The 17,206-nt window shown below is 73.0% G+C and carries 18 protein-coding genes; 11 read left to right on the top strand and 7 right to left on the bottom strand.

Translation table 11 applies throughout. From position 1 onward, the window contains the following. Positions 1–97 precede the first annotated feature (97 nt). From hisI to lgt, 11 genes are all read left to right on the top strand, one after another. Positions 98–523, top strand: coding sequence for a phosphoribosyl-AMP cyclohydrolase (gene hisI, locus ACZ7M3_RS17910; protein ID WP_472064328.1), 426 nt, complete (start codon positions 98–100; stop codon positions 521–523). 11 nt (positions 524–534) lie between these two features. Further along, on the top strand, positions 535–2,013 hold the full coding sequence (locus tag ACZ7M3_RS17905; protein WP_472064326.1) for an anthranilate synthase component I: 1,479 nt from the start codon (positions 535–537) through the stop codon (positions 2,011–2,013). 96 nt (positions 2,014–2,109) lie between these two features. After that, on the top strand, positions 2,110–2,763 hold the full coding sequence (locus ACZ7M3_RS17900; RefSeq protein WP_351315051.1) for a TIGR02234 family membrane protein: 654 nt from the start codon (positions 2,110–2,112) through the stop codon (positions 2,761–2,763). 446 nt (positions 2,764–3,209) lie between these two features. Continuing rightward, the gene (locus ACZ7M3_RS17895) at positions 3,210–3,461 is read left to right on the top strand and encodes an HGxxPAAW family protein (RefSeq protein ID WP_472064324.1); all 252 of its coding nucleotides are present in this window, start codon (positions 3,210–3,212) and stop codon (positions 3,459–3,461) included. 116 nt (positions 3,462–3,577) lie between these two features. Next, on the top strand, positions 3,578–4,030 hold the full coding sequence (locus ACZ7M3_RS17890) for a DUF2752 domain-containing protein (protein WP_472064322.1): 453 nt from the start codon (positions 3,578–3,580) through the stop codon (positions 4,028–4,030). A 161-nt stretch (positions 4,031–4,191) separates the two neighbouring features. Beyond that, entirely contained in the window at positions 4,192–5,001 is an 810-nt protein-coding gene (trpC, locus tag ACZ7M3_RS17885; protein WP_067363834.1) for an indole-3-glycerol phosphate synthase TrpC, read from the top strand. A 7-nt stretch (positions 5,002–5,008) separates the two neighbouring features. Beyond that, complete coding sequence (trpM, locus tag ACZ7M3_RS17880) at positions 5,009–5,293, top strand: tryptophan biosynthesis modulator TrpM (protein ID WP_388524997.1); 285 nt, start codon at positions 5,009–5,011, stop codon at positions 5,291–5,293. 163 nt (positions 5,294–5,456) lie between these two features. After that, on the top strand, positions 5,457–6,749 hold the full coding sequence (gene trpB, locus ACZ7M3_RS17875; protein ID WP_472064319.1) for a tryptophan synthase subunit beta: 1,293 nt from the start codon (positions 5,457–5,459) through the stop codon (positions 6,747–6,749). Beyond that, entirely contained in the window at positions 6,746–7,561 is an 816-nt protein-coding gene (trpA, locus tag ACZ7M3_RS17870; RefSeq protein WP_472064317.1) for a tryptophan synthase subunit alpha, read from the top strand. Before trpB ends, trpA begins: the two co-directional genes overlap by 4 nt. A gap of 117 nt (positions 7,562–7,678) precedes the next feature. Continuing rightward, positions 7,679–8,455: a DsbA family protein gene (locus ACZ7M3_RS17865; RefSeq protein ID WP_472064315.1), complete on the top strand. Its 777-nt coding sequence runs from the start codon at positions 7,679–7,681 to the stop codon at positions 8,453–8,455. A gap of 202 nt (positions 8,456–8,657) precedes the next feature. Then, positions 8,658–9,734: a prolipoprotein diacylglyceryl transferase gene (gene lgt / locus ACZ7M3_RS17860; RefSeq protein ID WP_472064313.1), complete on the top strand. Its 1,077-nt coding sequence runs from the start codon at positions 8,658–8,660 to the stop codon at positions 9,732–9,734. Between the two features lie 58 nt (positions 9,735–9,792). Here the strand turns inward: lgt and ACZ7M3_RS17855 are convergent, their stop codons facing one another. The 7 genes from ACZ7M3_RS17855 to ACZ7M3_RS17825 are packed head-to-tail and all read right to left on the bottom strand — an operon-like array spanning position 9,793 to position 17,063. After that, positions 9,793–10,629, bottom strand: coding sequence for an HpcH/HpaI aldolase/citrate lyase family protein (locus ACZ7M3_RS17855; RefSeq protein WP_472064311.1), 837 nt, complete (start codon positions 10,627–10,629; stop codon positions 9,793–9,795). Further along, a complete protein-coding gene (locus tag ACZ7M3_RS17850) occupies positions 10,626–11,846 on the bottom strand; it encodes a CaiB/BaiF CoA transferase family protein (protein WP_472064309.1) in 1,221 nt (406 codons plus the stop codon). Before ACZ7M3_RS17850 ends, ACZ7M3_RS17855 begins: the two co-directional genes overlap by 4 nt. Next, positions 11,843–12,016 carry a hypothetical protein gene (locus ACZ7M3_RS17845; protein WP_472064307.1) on the bottom strand — a complete coding sequence of 58 codons (174 nt, stop codon included), beginning with the start codon at positions 12,014–12,016 and terminating at the stop codon, positions 11,843–11,845. Before ACZ7M3_RS17845 ends, ACZ7M3_RS17850 begins: the two co-directional genes overlap by 4 nt. After that, positions 12,013–13,386, bottom strand: a complete 1,374-nt coding sequence (locus tag ACZ7M3_RS17840) for an ADP-ribosylglycohydrolase family protein (protein WP_472064578.1) — start codon at positions 13,384–13,386, stop codon at positions 12,013–12,015. Before ACZ7M3_RS17840 ends, ACZ7M3_RS17845 begins: the two co-directional genes overlap by 4 nt. Then, the gene (locus ACZ7M3_RS17835) at positions 13,386–14,546 is read right to left on the bottom strand and encodes an ADP-ribosylglycohydrolase family protein (RefSeq protein WP_472064305.1); all 1,161 of its coding nucleotides are present in this window, start codon (positions 14,544–14,546) and stop codon (positions 13,386–13,388) included. Before ACZ7M3_RS17835 ends, ACZ7M3_RS17840 begins: the two co-directional genes overlap by 1 nt. A 7-nt stretch (positions 14,547–14,553) precedes the next feature. After that, positions 14,554–15,957 (bottom strand): ADP-ribosylglycohydrolase family protein, encoded by a 1,404-nt coding sequence (locus ACZ7M3_RS17830; RefSeq protein ID WP_472064303.1) that lies wholly within the window; start codon positions 15,955–15,957, stop codon positions 14,554–14,556. Continuing rightward, positions 15,954–17,063 carry an ADP-ribosylglycohydrolase family protein gene (locus ACZ7M3_RS17825; protein WP_472064301.1) on the bottom strand — a complete coding sequence of 370 codons (1,110 nt, stop codon included), beginning with the start codon at positions 17,061–17,063 and terminating at the stop codon, positions 15,954–15,956. The genes ACZ7M3_RS17830 and ACZ7M3_RS17825 overlap by 4 nt, the downstream gene beginning before the upstream one ends. Positions 17,064–17,206: the final 143 nt, after the last annotated feature.

Raw genomic sequence — 17,206 nt, 5'->3', positions numbered from 1 at the left:
AGGAGCCCGCCCAGTGGACGTCGGCGTTCAGGGGGCGCACGGTCCGGCCTGTGGACAACCGGCGAGCGCGTCCCACGGGCGCGGCACAATGGTCGGCATGACCAGCACGCCCCCGCTCAGCAGCCCCAGCGGCCTGGATCCCGAGATCGCCGCGCGTCTCAAGCGCAGCGCCGACGGACTCGTCCCCGCCATCGCCCAGCAGTACGACACCGGTGAGGTGCTGATGCTCGGCTGGATGGACGACGAGGCGCTGCACCGCACGCTCACCACGGGCCGCTGCACGTACTGGTCGCGCAGCCGCCGGGAGTACTGGGTGAAGGGCGACACCTCCGGCCACTTCCAGTGGGTGAAGTCCGTGGCCCTGGACTGCGACGCCGACACGATCCTGGTCCAGGTCGACCAGGTGGGCGCCGCCTGCCACACGGGCGCCCGCACCTGCTTCGACGAGGACGTGCTCCTCAAGGAGGCGGCCCCCGTGGACACCCCGGGCGCCGATTCCGGCGTACCGTCACTGGATCAGTAAGGTCAGCCGCCATGGACCTCGAGACGTTCCGCAAGCTGGCCACCGACCGCCGTGTCATCCCCGTCAGCCGCAAGCTCCTCGCCGACGGCGACACGCCGGTCGCGCTCTACCGCAAGCTGGCCGCCGAGCGCCCCGGCACCTTCCTCCTGGAATCCGCCGAGAACGGCCGATCCTGGTCCAGGTACTCCTTCATCGGCGTCCGCAGCCAGGCCACCCTGACCGAGCGCGACGGGCAGGCCCACTGGCTCGGCACCCCGCCCGTCGGCGTCCCCGTCGACGGGGACCCGCTGGCCGCCCTGCGCGCCACCATCGAGGCCCTGCACACCCCGCACGGAGAGGGCCTGCCCCCGTTCACCGGCGGCATGGTCGGCTACCTCGGCTACGACATCGTGCGCCGCCTGGAGAAGATCGGCCCCGGCGAGCGGGACGATCTGAAGCTCCCCGAGCTGACCATGCTGCTCACCAGCGACCTCGCCGTCATGGACCACTGGGACGGCTCGGTCCAGCTGATCGCCAACGCGATCAACCACAACGACCTCGACACGGGCGTCGACGAGGCCTACGCGGACGCGGTCGCCCGCCTCGACGCCATGGAGGCCGACCTCTCCCGCGCGGTCTCCCAACCGCCCGCCGCGCTCCCGCCCTCGGAGCTGCCCGAGTACACCGCCCTGTGGGGCGGCCCGGACTTCCAGGACGCCGTCGAGGACATCAAGGAGCGCATCCGGGCGGGCGAGGCCTTCCAGGTCGTCCCCTCCCAGCGCTTCGAAACGCCGTGCACGGCAAGCGCGTTGGACGTCTATCGCGTACTGAGGGCGACCAATCCCTCCCCGTACATGTACCTCTTCCGCTTCGACGGCTTCGACGTCGTCGGCTCGTCTCCCGAGGCCCTGGTCAAGGTCGAGGACGGGCAGGCGATGGTGCACCCCATCGCGGGCACCCGGCCGCGCGGCGCCACCGTCCAGGAGGACCAGGCCCTCGCCGACGAGCTGATCGCCGACCCCAAGGAGCGCGCCGAGCACCTGATGCTCGTCGACCTGGGACGCAACGACCTGGGGCGGGTCTGCGAGCCCGGCTCCGTCGAGGTCGTCGACTTCATGTCCATCGAGCGCTACTCGCACGTGATGCACATCGTGTCCACCGTGACCGGACGCGTCGCGGCGGGCCGTACGGCCTTCGACGTGCTCACCGCCTGCTTCCCGGCCGGCACCCTCTCCGGCGCCCCCAAGCCGCGCGCGATGCAGATCATCGACGAGCTCGAACCGTCCCGGCGGGGCCTGTACGGCGGCTGCGTCGGCTACCTCGACTTCGCCGGCGACTCCGACACCGCCATTGCCATCCGTACGGCCCTGCTGCGCGACGGCACCGCGTACGTCCAGGCGGGCGCCGGCATCGTCGCCGACTCTGACCCCGTCGCCGAGGACGACGAGTGCCGCAACAAGGCCGCCGCGGTCCTGCGCGCGGTGCACACCGCCAACCGGCTCGGCGGCTAGCAGGAGGCGGAATCCGGGCTCTGCCGTACGAGTTCGGGCGATAGGACGAGGGTCACGTGAACCCCGGGTGACGGTTCGCCCGGGGTTCAAGCGATAGTGGACTACGTGACAGCTGTACCTCCCCCCCGATCCGAAGCCGCGGGACCCGCCCGGTCCGGCCGCCGCAGCCTCGCCGTCGCCCTGCTCAGCGGCGCCCTCGGCGCGGCCGTGGCGCTGCTCTCCACCCGGCAGAGCTGGTCGGAGGGCACCGCGACGGTGGCCGGCGGCGCCTTCCCGCTGACCGCCAAGGGCAGCGACGTCACGGGCGTGCCCGCGGCGCTCGCCATAGTGGGCCTCGCCGCACTCGTCGCCGTCTTCGCCGTCCGCAGCTCCGGGCGCTTCCTCGTCTCCGCCCTGCTCGCGCTCTCCGGCGCGGGCACGGTCGTGGCGGCGGTGCTCGGCGCGAGCGACAGCTCCGCCCTCGACGAGAAGGCAGCGGCCGCCTCCGGCGACACCGCCGCCACCGCGAGCGCCCTCAGCCACACCGCCTGGCCCTACGCGGCAGCGGCGGGCGGCGCGCTCATCCTCCTCGCGGGGCTGCTCGCGCTGCGCTACGGACGGCTGTGGCCCGCGATGTCCGGCCGCTACGAGCGCGACGGGACGCCCCGGCCGCGCAAGGCCAAGCCGGTCGACCCGGACCGGCCCGAGGACATCTGGAAGGCGCTCGACCGGGGCGAGGACCCGACGGGACCGGACCCTGCCGGGACCTAGGCCCTGTCGTCTGACTCCCGTCTGCCTCGCGACGCCATGCACGCGCCCCCAAGTTCTCGGCTTCGCTCGAACAGGGAGGGACCCCCTTCGCCGCACCGGGCGAAAGCCCAAGTGCATCCAGTACGAGGACTTCCGCCCGGCACGCCGAGAGCACGCTCCCCCAAGCTCTCGACTCCGCTCGAGCAGGGGGACCCCCATGACGCCGCAGGGCCCGCCCTTCGGGCGGACGACGGGAGTTCGACGACAGGACCTAGGACCCGGATCGGCCGGGACCCAGGGCCGCAATCGGGCAGACCGGCCTGGGCCCTACGGCCCGGGACATTGGTCGTGACGTGCAGAATGTGACGTGGCAGTCGCCACCCCGCGCTCCCGTCGCAGGCGTGCGTACGGGAGAATGGACGATGAGCGTCCGACTCACACACGTAATCAGCAACGAGGAGCAAGTCATGGCGGGCAGCAGCCACGGTCACACCCCGGCCGCCTGGACCGGTGTCATCATCGCCTTCATCGGTTTCTGCGTCGCGGGTGCCTTCATGGTGATGGCCAACCCGCTGGGCTTCTGGGCCGGCATGGTCATCGTCGTCCTCGGCGGAGTCGTCGGCATGGCCATGCGCGCGGCGGGCCTCGGCCAGCCGAAGAGGACCGCGGCCCCGGCCGTCGTGCACCCGGTCCGCGAGGCCGTCGGCGCCGAGAGCTGACCCCCCCGAGGGCTTCTCGAGAGGCGGTCCCGGCACTTCCGCCGGGACCGCCTCTCGCGCGTCCGCCCCGGGCGCGCCGCGCCCGCGACGAGCGCGCCACGCCCGGGACGGGCAGAATGCGACGGGTGAACGCCGAGACCCGGAGGGTGACGCGGCCCCGACCTGCCGAATGGGTCGTGCCGCGGCGGCTCGCCGTCCCCGCGGCGACGCTCGCGGCCGTCGCCGGCGCCTTCGCGTACGTCGGGGCCGTGGACCCCAACCAGCCCGGGCACTACCCCGTCTGCCTGCTGCTGCGCTACACGGGCCTGTACTGCCCCGGCTGCGGCGGTCTGCGCGGCGCGCACGCCTTCGTGCACGGGGACTTCGCGGCGGCGCTCACGGACAACGCGCTCGCCTTCACGGGCTACTTCGTCTTCGCGGTGGTGTGGATCGTCTGGGCGGTCCGCTCGGCCCGCGGACGGCCGCTGCGGATCGACCTGGGGCCCGTGCACCTGTGGAGCGTGGGCGTGTTGCTCCTGGTCTTCACCGTTGTCCGGAACCTGCCCTTCGGCGGCTGGCTGCACCCTTGATCAAATGGCAAACGTCCAGGTAGTGGGACCGGCGTCAACCGGATGTGAAGCCTAGCCCTTCCTCCGGATACCATCGGGAGTGTGACCCATCACGGCCGTCGGGACGACGGCCCGGGGTCGACAGGCTCAACCGTTCACCGTCAGGGAAGGGGGCCGCTCGCGTGAGTGTGCTCGACGAGATCATCGACGGAGTCCGTGCCGACCTCGCGGAGCGGCAGGCGCGCGTCAGCCTCGACGAGCTCAAGGAGCGCGCGGCGAAGGCTCCCGCGGCCAAGGACGGCTTGGCCGCCCTGCGTGGCGACGGCGTCAAGGTCATCTGTGAGGTCAAGCGCTCCAGCCCGTCCAAGGGCGCGCTCGCCGCGATCGCCGACCCCGCGGCCCTGGCCGCGGACTACGAGGCGGGCGGCGCGGCCGTCATCTCGGTCCTGACCGAGCAGCGCCGCTTCGGCGGCTCGCTGGCCGACCTGGAGGCCGTCCGCGCCCGGGTCGACATCCCCGTGCTCCGCAAGGACTTCATCGTCACGTCGTACCAGCTGTGGGAGGCCCGCGCGTACGGCGCCGACCTCGCGCTGCTGATCGTCGCCGCCCTCGACCAGGCCGCCCTGGAGTCCCTCATCGAGCGCGCCGAGTCCATCGGGCTCACGCCGCTCGTCGAGGTGCACGACGAGGACGAGGTCGAGCGGGCGGTGGACGCCGGGGCGAAGGTCATCGGCGTCAACGCGCGCAACCTCAAGACCCTCAAGGTGGACCGCACCACCTTCGAGCGGGTCGCTCCCGAGATCCCGTCCGGCCTCGTGAAGGTCGCCGAGTCCGGCGTCCGCGGGCCGCACGACCTCATCGCGTACGCCAACGCCGGCGCCGACGCGGTCCTGGTGGGCGAGTCCCTCGTCACCGGCCGTGACCCGAAGACGGCGGTCGCCGACCTCGTCGCGGCCGGGGCCCACCCCGCGTTGCGCCACGGACGGAGCTGACACCCCGGTGCACAGCGCGCCCCACGCCACCGCCGTCACCCGTCCGGGCCCACGCCCCGACGGGGGAGTGGCGTGCGTGCGAGCGGCTGCCGCCGGGGCGCGCGATCCCTACGCCCGCCTCGCCCGCGGCTGTCGGCCGCGCGGCTGCCGGGCACCGGCCCGCCGCGTCCACGGGCGCCGCGTGCGGTATGTCATCGGCGACGAACCGGGCCAGGTCAACGGCATGCGATGGCCCGCCGGCGCACACGTATCAGGCGCCGTTCCGGGCCCGCCGCACCCCGCGGTGAGCTGACGGCTCCCCGGCTCGGCCGGGGGCTTCCGGCCGACCCTTTCCGTATGCCCCGGCTCGTTCGGGCGGGAAGTGAACGGTGTCGTCCGGGCGACCTGTGCGTGCGCGATCGACGTGACCCCTGTCCGACCCGTAACCGGGGCTGTCGCCCCTGCGAGGTATCCGCATGCCCAGCGAGTTCTTCATTCCCGACCCCGAGGGTCAAATTCCCACCGCCGAGGGGTACTTCGGCGCGTTCGGCGGCAAGTTCATCCCGGAGGCGCTGGTCGCCGCCGTGGACGAGGTCGCCGTCGAGTACGACAAGGCGAAGGCGGACCCCGAGTTCGCCCGCGAGCTCGACGACCTGCTCGTCCACTACACCGGGCGCCCGAGCTCACTCACCGAGGTGTCCCGCTTCGCCGAACACGCCGGTGGCGCGCGCGTCTTCCTCAAGCGCGAGGACCTCAACCACACCGGGTCCCACAAGATCAACAACGTGCTCGGTCAGGCTCTCCTCACCAAGCGGATGGGCAAGACCCGCGTCATCGCCGAGACCGGCGCCGGTCAGCACGGCGTGGCCACCGCCACCGCCTGCGCGCTCTTCGGCCTCGAGTGCACGATCTACATGGGTGAGATCGACACCCGGCGGCAGGCGCTCAACGTGGCCCGCATGCGCATGCTCGGCGCCGAGGTCATCGCCGTGAAATCCGGCTCCCGCACCCTCAAAGACGCCATCAACGAGGCCTTCCGGGACTGGGTCGCCAACGTCGACCACACGCACTACCTCTTCGGGACCGTCGCGGGGCCGCACCCCTTCCCCGCCATGGTCCGCGACTTCCACCGTGTCATCGGTGTCGAGGCCCGGCGGCAGATCCTGGAGCGTGCCGGACGGCTCCCCGACGCGGCCATCGCCTGTGTCGGCGGCGGCTCCAACGCCATCGGCCTCTTCCACGCCTTCATCCCGGACGCGGACGTACGCCTCATCGGCTGCGAGCCCGCCGGGCACGGCGTGGAGACCGGGGAGCACGCCGCGACCCTGACCGCCGGTGAACCCGGCATCCTGCACGGGTCGCGGTCGTACGTCCTGCAGGACGAGGAAGGGCAGATCACCGAGCCCTACTCCATCTCGGCGGGCCTCGACTACCCGGGCATCGGACCCGAGCACTCCTACCTCAAGGACAGCGGCCGCGGCGAGTACCGCGCGGTCACCGACGACGCGGCCATGCAGGCCCTGCGCCTGCTCTCCCGCACCGAGGGCATCATCCCGGCGATCGAGAGCGCCCACGCGCTCGCCGGGGCCCTGGAGGTCGGCAAGGAGCTGGGCAAGGACGGGCTGATCATCGTCAACCTGTCCGGGCGCGGCGACAAGGACATGGACACGGCCGCCCGCTACTTCGGCCTGTACGACACCGCCGCCGACGCCGTCGTCGAACCGGACGCCGACAGTGACACCGCCGAGATCGAGGGGGACGCCAAGTGAGCGGCAACATCCAGCTGTTGAGCGACACCCTCGCCGCCGCGAAGGCGGAGGGGCGCTCCGCGCTCATCGCGTACCTGCCGGCCGGGTTCCCGACGGTCGACGGCGGGATCGCGGCCGTCAAGGCCGTCTTCGAGGGCGGCGCGGACATCGTCGAGGTCGGTCTGCCGCACAGCGACCCCGTCCTCGACGGTCCCGTCATCCAGACCGCCGACGACATCGCCCTCAAGGGCGGCGTCAAGATCGCCGACGTCATGCGCACGGTCCGTGAGGCGCACGGGGCCACCGGGAAGCCGGTGCTCGTCATGACGTACTGGAACCCCATCGACCGCTACGGCGTCGAGCGCTTCACCGCCGAACTGGCGGAGGCGGGCGGCGCGGGCTGCATCCTGCCCGACCTGCCCGTCCAGGAGTCGGCGCTGTGGAAGGAGCACGCGCAGAAGCACGGCCTCGCGACCGTCTTCGTCGTCGCGCCCAGCAGCAAGGACGCCCGGCTCGCCGAGATCACCGCGGCGGGCAGCGGCTTCGTGTACGCGGCCTCGCTGATGGGCGTCACGGGCACGCGGGAGTCCGTGGGCGCCCAGGCCCAGGACCTGGTGCGGCGCACCAAGGCCACCACCGAGCTGCCGGTCTGCGTCGGCCTCGGTGTCTCCAACGCCACCCAGGCGGCCGAGGTGGCCGGCTTCGCCGACGGTGTGATCGTCGGCTCGGCCTTCGTCAAGCGGATGCTGGACGCGCCGGACGAGGCCGCGGGCCTCGACGCGGTCCGCGCCCTCGCGGGTGATCTGGCGAAGGGCGTGCGCGGCACGGCCTGAGACGCCTTTCGTCGCGTACGCGTCCTGTTGCGTACGTAACGGACAATCCGCTCACTCGAACGGGTGGACCTGGGACCGGGGAGGCGCGCTGCGCCTCCCCGGTTCGTTCTGCCGGTTGTGAGCGAGAAGAACCGTGACGGAAAGCGCACCGCCCGCGAGCGGATGGCGGTCGAGCGAGAGAAGCAGAAGTCCGCGGACAAGCGCCGCCGAGCGCTGATCGTGGGCGCGTCGGTGGTGTGTGTCCTGGCCCTTGCCGCGGTGGTGGGCGTCCTGGCCGCCAACTCGGGCAAGGACAAGAAGAGCGCCGCGTCGGGCCCGGCCGTGTCGCCCTCGGGTGCGACCGGCAAGGACGGCCTCGCGATCCCCGTCGGCAAGGACGGCGCCAAGTCGACCCTCACGGTCTGGGAGGACTTCCGCTGCCCGGCCTGCCAGGCCTTCGAGACGGTGTACCGCCCGACGATCCACGAGCTGGTGGACGCCGGAAAGCTCAGGGTCGAGTACCACCTGGTCACCCTCATCGACGACGGCAGGGGAGGCAGCGGCTCCCGGCACGCGGCCAACGCCGCGGCCTGCGCCCAGGACGCCGGAAAGTTCACGGCGTACCACGACGTGCTGTACGAGAACCAGCCCAGCGAGACCACCGACGACTTCTCCAGCGACAGCAAGCTCATCGAGGTGGCGGGCAAGGTCGACGGCCTGGACACCCCCGCCTTCCAGAAGTGCGTCAAGGACGGCACGCACAACAGCTGGGTCGTGAAGTCGAACGCGGCCTTCCAGAGCAGCGGATTCCGGGGCACGCCGACCGTGCTGCTGGGCGGCAAGAACATCTACGAGGACCAGACGATGACCCCCGCGAAGCTCAAGCAGATGGTGGAGGCGGAGAACAAGGCCTGAGCCCCGCCTCGGCCCCGCGCCCCCGTCCCGGACACGGGCCGGGGGCGACTCATGTCGTTGCTCACGTCCTGACCCGAGCTGTGGCTTCTGTCACGATCCTTGTCACGGCCCGTGTCAGGGCCTGTGTCGGGGTCCCTGTTATGGACCCGTAGCCGGGCTGCTTGCCGTGGGTCCGGTCCGGCAGGGTAGCGTCGACCCTGCCATGGATATCGCCTACATTCCCAGCCCGTCGCACGGTGTGGTGCACCTCGGCCCCATCCCCCTGCGCGGCTACGCGTTCTGCATCATCATCGGCGTCTTCGTAGCCGTCTGGCTCGGCAACAAACGCTGGATCGCCCGGGGTGGGCGGCCCGGCACGGTGGCCGACATCGCGGTCTGGGCCGTCCCGTTCGGTCTCGTCGGTGGCCGGCTCTATCACGTGATCACGGACTACGAGCTGTACTTCAGCGACGGCCGTGACTGGGTGGACGCCTTCAAGGTGTGGCAGGGCGGCCTCGGCATCTGGGGCGCGATCGCGCTCGGTGCGGTGGGCGCGTGGATCGGCTGCCGCCGACGCGGCATCCCGCTCCCCGCCTGGGCCGACGCCCTCGCCCCCGGCATCGTCTTCGCCCAGGCCATCGGGCGCTGGGGCAACTGGTTCAACCAGGAGCTGTACGGCAAGGCGACGGACGTGCCGTGGGCGCTGCACATCACGTCCTCCACGGACGGACGCGTGCCGGGGTACTACCACCCGACGTTCCTGTACGAGTCCCTGTGGTGCATCGGCGTCGGCTTCCTCGTCATCTGGGCGGACCGCCGCTTCACGTTGGGCCACGGGCGGGCGTTCGCGCTGTACGTCGCCGCGTACTGCGTCGGCCGCGGCTGGATCGAGTACATGCGCGTCGACGACGCCCACCACATCCTGGGTCTGCGTCTCAACGACTGGACCGCGATGGTGGTCTTCTTCCTCGCGGTGATCTACATCGTGGTGTCGGCGCGGCTGCGGCCGGGACGCGAGGAGGTCGTCGAGCCGGACGGGGACACCCCCGACGGGGATGCCGTCGCCCTCGACAAGAAGACCGACGACAAGGCTGACGACGAGGCCGCCGAGACGACCGGCAAGAAGTCCGACGGCAAGAAGCTCGACGGCAAGAAGCCCGACGCGAAGACGGACACCGAGTCCGACGAACCCGCCCAGTCCACGGAGTCCGTGGAGCCCGCGGAATCCGAGGAGCTCGTGGAGCCCGAGGAGTCCGTGGAGGCGGCGCGGGGCGAGGCCGAGTCGGCCAAGAAGGTCTGAGTTCCTCCGGTACGTCGAAGGGGGGCGGCGCGTCCGAGGACGCGGCGCCCCCCTTCGCTCATTTCCGGCGGGACAGCGCCAGCGTGCGGCGGGCGCAGGCCACGACCGCCGCGTCCACGAAGCGGCCGTCGGGCAGGGCCTGGGCGCCCGGCTCGGCGGCGGCGGCCTTGACGATGAGCTCGGCGGTCTCGACCTCGGCCGGGGTCGGGAGATAGGCGTGTTCGATCACCGGGAGCTGGCGGGGATGGATGGCCGCACGGCCGAGGAAGCCCAGGGTGCGCCCGTGGGCGCAGGAGGCGGCGAGGCCTTCGAGGTCCCGGATGTCCGGGTAGATCGACTGCGTGGGCGGTGCGAGGCCGGCGGCCCGGGCGGCGACCACGATCCGGGCGCGCGCCCAGTCCAGGCCCGCGTCCTCCCGAACGCCCAGGTCGGCCCGTAGATCCGCCTCCCCCAGTCCGATGCCGCGCACCGCCGGGTGGGCCGCGGCGATGGTGAAGGCGTGTTCGACGCCGAGGGCGGTTTCCAGGAGGGCGTACAGGGGGATCGCGCCTCCCTCGGAGGGGGCCGAGTGTTCCGCGACCCGGACGACATCGGCCGGGGAGGTCACCTTGGGAAGCCGGAGGCCGGAGAGGCCGGGGAGCGGGGCGAGCTTCTTCAGGTCGGCCTCGGCGAGGGGACCGTCCAGCGCGTTGACGCGGACGTGGACCGGGACCGGGGGAGGGTCCGAGAGCAACTCGGCGGTGGCGGCGCGGGCGTACTTCTTGCGGTGCGGCGCGACCGCGTCCTCCAGGTCGATCAGGACGACGTCCGCGCCGGAGACGAGGGCCTTGGCCACCACCTCCGGGTGGTCTCCGGGGGCGTAGAGCCAAGTGAGCGGGAGGGCCGGGATCCTCATAGGGCGCCTTCCGATCTGAGGGCGGTGATCTCGGCCTCGGACAGGCCGAGTTCGGTGAGGACGGCGTCCGTGTCGGCGCCGTGGGGGCGGCCCGTCCAGCGGATCGCGCCGGGGGTGGTGGAGAGCCGGAAGAGCACGTTCTGCATGCGCAGGGGGCCGAGTTCGGGGTCGACGACGGTGGTGATCGTGTCCAGGGCCGCGTACTGCGGGTCCTCCATCACATCCCGTACGTCCTGGATCGGGGCCACCGCCGCCTCCGCCTTCTCGAAGGCGTCCAGGACCTCGGCGCGGCGGTGGCGGGCGATCCAGGTGCCCACCGCCTCGTCCAGGACGTCCGCGTGGCGGGCCCGGTCGGCGCCCGTCGCGAACCACGGTTCCTCGATCAGCTCCGGGCGTCCGACCAGCCGCATCAGCCGCTCGGCGATCGACTGGGCGGAGGTCGAGACGGCGACCCAGGAGCCGTCCGCCGTGCGGTAGGTGTTGCGGGGCGCGTTGTTCGCGGAGCGGTTGCCGGTGCGGGGCTGGACGTAACCCAACTGGTCGTACCAGACCGGCTGTGGGCCGAGCACGGTGAGGATCGGCTCGATGATCGCCATGTCGACCACCTGGCCGAGGTCCGAGGCGTCGCGGGCGCGGAGCGCGGCCATGACCGCGTACGCCGTCGCCAGGCCCGCGATCGAGTCGGCCAGGCCGAAGGGCGGGAGGGTCGGCGGGGAGTCCGGGTCGCCGGTGATCGCCGCGAAGCCGCTCATCGCCTCGGCGAGGGTGCCGAAGCCGGGGCGGTGCGCGTACGGGCCGAACTGGCCGAAGGCGGTCACGCGGGCGAGGACGAGGCGGGGGTTGGCGGCCGACAGCTCCGCCCAGCCCAGGTCCCACTTCTCCAGGGTGCCGGGCCGGAAGTTCTCGATGATCACGTCGGCGGTAGCGGCGAGGCGCAGGAGGGTGGCGCGGCCGCCGGGCCTGGACAGGTCGAGGGTGATGGTGCGCTTGTTGCGGCCGAGGAGTTTCCACCACAGGCCGATGCCGTCCTTCGACGGGCCGTGGCCCCGGGACGGGTCGGGCTTGGTCGGGTGCTCGACCTTGACGACCTCCGCGCCGAAGTCGCCGAGCATGGTGGCGGCGAGCGGTCCGGCGAACAGGGTGGCGAGGTCGAGGACGCGCAGCCCGGTGAGCGGACCGCGATCCGTCCCCGCCTCCGTGCCCGTATGCCCGCTCATGCGCTGTGCCGGGTGTTCGAGGCGGCGTGGGCGTCGATCTCGGAGCGGTACGGCATCGAGGCCGAGGCGCCGACGCGCCGCACCGACGGGGCCGCGGCCACCGCCCGGGCCTTCGCGACGTACGCGACGAGGTCCATGTTCGTGCTGCCGGGCACGGCGATTTGGGTCATGGGTGACGGGTCTCCCGGTGCGTGAGCTGGTGGGTCAGCTGGGCGAGGGTGTCGAAGCCGATGCCGTCGAAGTCGGCGACGGAGGTGGCGAGGCGGTTCTTGAGGGGGGTGGTCCAGCGGTCGGGGAGCGCGGCGGGGGCGCCGGTGAGCAGGCCCGCGACGCTGCCCGCCGTCGCGCCGTTGGAGTCGGTGTCCCAGCCACCGGACACCGCGCGACAGATGGAGCCGGAGAAGTCGCCGTTCGCGTGGGTGAGGGCGGCGGCGATCAGGGCGGTGTTGGGGAGGGCGTGGACCCAGTGGTAGGCGCGGTGGGCGGTGTGCAGTGCGTCGACGACCGTGTCGAAGTCCTCGGTGGTGCGGGCGAGGTGGACGGCGTGGCGGATCGCCTCGGCCAGCCGGGAGGCGGGGGGTACGACGGTGAGGCCGGTGCGCAGGCAGGTGTGGATGTCGCCGTGGCCGGTGGCCGCCTCGGCGATGGTGGCCGCCGTGAACATCGCGGCGTACACGCCGTTCGCGGTGTGGGTGAGGGTGGCGTCCCGGTGGGCCGCTTCCGCGGCGGCGGCGGGATCGCCCGGGTTGGTCCAGCCGTGGACGTCGGCGCGGATCAGGGCGCCGATCCATTCGCGGAAGGGGTTGCGGTGGTGGGCCGTGTGCGGGGGTTCGATGCCGGTGAGGAGGTTGCGGTATGCGACGCGTTCGGCGGTGAACGTGCGGCCGGCGGGGAGTTCGTCCAGCCAGAGGCGGGCCACGTCGGCGGTCGTGAAGTCCCTGCCGTACCGCTGGAGCAACAGGAGGTTCAGGAGGGGGTAGTTGAGGTCGTCGTCCTCGGGCATGCCGTCGATGTTCTCGGCGAGGGAGGTGGGGGCGGAGCGTCTGTTCCAGGGGTGGGTCCGGAGGAGGTCGTCGGGTACGCCCCGGGCGGTGAACCAGGTGCGCAGGGGCCAGTTTCCGCCGGCCCGGGCCAGGTCGCGGATCCCTTCGAGGGGGAGCTTCTCCACCGGTTTGCCGAGCAGACAACCGACCGCTCTACCGAGCCACGCGGCCTCCAGACGGGTCTGGGTGGGGGCGGGGGCGGGCACGGGCCGGGCGGGCCAGTCCGGGCAGTGGGCCCTGATCTGCCCCAGGTCCGTCGGTTCCGCATCCGCCAACCCGCCGGGCAGCTCCGCCAGTTCGTCCAGGAGGTCGCCCGCCAGCGCGCGCAGGTACCGCGAGGCCGGAGTCGGGGACGTGCCCGCGCGCGGTGGGGCCTGCGGGCCGCCCGCCGCGTGCCAGCGGGCGGCGATCGCCTCCGGTGCGCGGCCGTCCTGGTACGCCAGGGCGAGCTCGTGGCCGAGCAGGTCCTCGGGTTGGACCCAGGTCAGTCGGAGCATCATGGGTTCCCCGTCAGCTGGGCGAACGCGGACTCGTGGGCGCGACGACGGCCCACGTCACGGGCGAAGATCTCGCGGGTCACCCCGGTCAGGGCGGTCGCCGGGGCGTGCAGGTCCAGGCGGCTGGACTCGGCGACCGTCTTGGCCCAGTCGTGGGGGATCTCGGAGCCGAGGGCACCGGCGAGGGCGCCGGACATGGTGGCGATGGAGTCGCAGTCGCGGCCGTAGTTCACCGAGCCGAGGACCGCGTGCCGGTAGTCGCCCCCGGACACCACCAACATGCCCAGGGCGACGGGGAGTTCCTCGATCGCGTGGAGGCGGGAGGGGCGGCGGGCGGCGAGGGAGGGGGAGCGGTAGTCGGGGCCGACCGTGTCGTAGGGGGCCACCGCCTCGCGGAGCGGGATCAGCGCCGACTCGAAGTCCGTGTGGCGTGCGGCGACTTCGCAGACCGCCTCGATGGCCGACCGGGTGCCGTCCTTCGCCAGGGATAGGCAGGCCGCGACGATCGAGTCCGGGCTCGCCCCGGGCGCGCACGCCGCGGCGACCCCCGCCGCGAAGACGCCCGCCGCCTCCCGCCCGTACGACGACTGGTGGGCGCCCGCGACGTCGAGCGCCTCGGCGTACGCGCCCGCCGGGTCGGCCGCGTTGACCAGGCCGACCGGCGCCATGTACATCGCGGCGCCGCAGTTGACGATGTTGCCTGTGCCGGCCTCCCGGGGGTCCACATGGCCGTAGTGGAGGCGGGCCACCAGCCACTTCTCCGCGAGGAAGATCCGCTGGAGGGGGATGGCCTCGGCCTCCAGTTCCGGGATCCAGCGCGGGCCCGTCATGAGGTCGGGGACCAGGTGCTCGGCGACGGCGTACGCGTCGAGGTGGTCGCGGACGGTGGCGTACACGCGTACCAGCGCATGGGTCATCAGGGTGTCGTCGGTGACGTGTCCGTCGCCCTTGTGGTACGGGGCGATGGGGCGGGCGGTGCGCCAGGCGTCGCCGTTCCAGGGGCCGACGATGCCGTGGATCCGGCCGCCGTGCCGCTCGACGATCTGCTCGGGGGTGTAGCCCTCGACGGGGCCGCCGAGCGCGTCGCCGACGGCGGCTCCGACGAGGGCTCCGGTGATGCGTTCGTCGAGGGTTCCCGATCCTTCTCCTTTGGGCGTCATGCCCGAATCATCCCTCTGGGGTGGCCAGTTCCGTCGCTTCCAGGAGGTCGGCGAGTCCGATCAGGTCCGTGCCCGTGAGCCGGGGCAGCGCGCAGCCGGACAGGATGCGGCAGGCGTCACGCCAGGAGGCCGGGATCGCGGCGCCGCCGCCCAGCGCGCCGGTGAGCGCGCCCGCGAGGGCCGGGGCCGAGTCCGCGACCCGGGACAGACAGGCGGCGGCGGGCACCGCCTCCGCGATCCGGCCGCGTGCGGCGGTGGCCAGGGCGAGGGCGACCGGCACGGTCTCCGCCGCCGCGATGCCGTAGCTGTAGACGTGGTCGACGATCTGGTGTTCCAGGAGGGGGACCAGGGCGAAGGTGTCCTCGCTGGCGCGGGCGAGCCGCAGTGCGTGCCGCGCGTTGCGGCCGATCTCCGTCGACTCGGGGAGCTCGGCGAGGGCGGCGTCCGCGCAGGCGTCGACGTCGGCCCCGGCGAGGGCGAGCGCGAGGGCCGCGGCCATCGCGCGGGCGCCGTGCACCCCGTCGCCGTCCTGGGTGTAGCGGGCGTCGAACTCGGCGAGTTCCGCGGCGAGTCGGGGGTCGCCCGGGTGCGCCACGGCGAGCACACAGGCCCGTACGCAGGCCGCGTCGTCGAAGTAGTGCGGGTTGTCGTGGCCGGTGGCGGGCGGGCGCAGCCCGGTGGCGAGGTTGCCGAGGCCCGCCCGTACGGAGATCCGGGCGCGGAGGGGGAGCAGCGCGGACTCGACCTCGGGGGCGCGCTCGGCGGCCGCGGCGACCTCGCTGGCGACGGCGTTCCAGGACAGGTCGATGGACGCCCGCATCCGGCGTTCCCGGCTCAGGTCGCCGAGCGCGCTGCGGTCCCCGGCGCGCAGCACGGCCTCGGCCGCGAACGCCGCCCATTCCGCGTCGTCCGACGGGCCGAGCCGCAGGGGTTCCGGCGGCTGGTTCAGCGCGATGGGCACGGGCAGGGTCGTCGTCGCGTTCTGTTCCGCGAAGGTGTCCAGCTCGCGGGTCAGCCGCCGGGTCCACTCGGGCATCCGGGCCGCGCGGTGCCGGCCGGCGGGCCAGCCTGCGGCGTCGCCCGCGGCCAGTCCGAGCAGGAGGCCCTCGATCCGGCGGGGGCGCGGAGCGGGTGCGGGGGCGGCGCCCGGCTCGGTACGGGGGGTCGCGTCCGGCGAGGGTGAGCCCTCGTTGTCGGTCGTCGAGGAGGAGTCTCCGGTGTCGGTCGTTGTGGGTGAGCCCTCGGTGTCGGTCGTCGAGGGGGAGTCTCCGGTGTCGGTCGTTGTGGGTGAGCCCTCGGTGTCGGTCGTCGTGGGTGAGCCCTCGATGTCGCAGATCGAGACCGATCCCCCGGCTTCCGGTGCCGAGGCCGATCCCGTACCGGGTTCGTCGCCCACCAGGCCGGGTCTCATGGCTGCACCTCGTCATCGTCGTAGGCGTCGTAGGCAAGGATGTAATCGCTGGTGAGGGCGTACGGGTCGGGGGGTGGAGGTGCCGTGCTCCCGGTCCCCCACTTCCCGTCGTCCCCCGCGGTGAGCAGTTCCGCCACGTCCAGTACGTGGTGGCCCGCCATGGAGGGCAGGCAGCTGCCGCGTGCCGGGCCGATCGCCGCCGCCCAGTCCGCCGGGATCGCGGCGGCGCCCCGGGTCGCCCCGGCCAGCGCACCCGCCACCGCGGCCGTGGTGTCGGCGTCGCGGCCCATGTTGACGGCGGTGAGGACGGACTCGGTGAAGTCGCCGTCGGCGGCGGCGTACGCGCCGAAGGCGAGGGCGACGGCCTCCGGGGCCAGGTCCGTCCAGGGGTAGCCGCCGATGACGACCGCCGAGCGGACCGCCCGTTCCCCGCGGTGGGCGACGGCCACCGCCCGGCGCAGGGAGCGGGCCGTCCAGGAGTCGTCCGGGATCACGGCGAGCGCGGAGGCGACCACCGCGATCGTGGCCGCGCCCGCCATCGCCGCCGCGACCCCCGCCGCGACCGCCTGGCCGCCGTAGATGCCCTCGCCCTCGTGGCTCACCGAGCCGTCGATCGCCACCAGCCGGGCCGCCTCCGCCGGGCGGCCCGCCGCGAAGACGCCGAAGGGGGCCGCACGCATCGCCAGACCGTCGCTCCAGGCGTGCCGGTGCTGGGCGGAGATGGGGGCCGCGAGTCCCCGGCGCAGGTTCTCCAGGGTGCCGCGCTCGCTGAAGCCGGCGCCCCGGAACGGCCCCTCGTCGCGGTCGGCGATCCACTGGTGCCAGGCCGCCTCGACATGCGTCACGGTGAGCGCCGAACCGTGCCGGGCCAGCAGCAGCCCCGAGAAGATCGCGTACTCCGTGTCGTCCGTCCCGGCCGGGTGCTCGGCGACGTACCCCGTGATCCGTCCCCACTTCGCGCGGATCTGCGACGGCCTCATGTTCTCGGCGGGCGCGCCCAGCGCGTCCCCGACGGCGAGGCCGAGCAGCGCGCCGCGGGCCCGCTCGCGCAGAGCGGCCGAGTCCCCGGGTGCCGGGACGGAGGGAATGCAGGCGATGGAAGCCATACGGTGCCTCTCCTCTCAGGGCGCAGAGCCCTTTGGGGATGTGTCCCACGGGAGGGGGCGGGGAGAGCCGTCCGCGGCTCCTCATTCACCCGGTCGACATCTGGGCATGATCCTTCACGGATGAGCGCTTGAGGGTAAAGCCG

The organism is Streptomyces sp. NPDC111656, assembly GCF_055656965.1.
The sequence above is the reverse complement of the archived record's forward strand: the minus strand, read 5'-3'. Positions and strand labels throughout refer to the sequence as shown.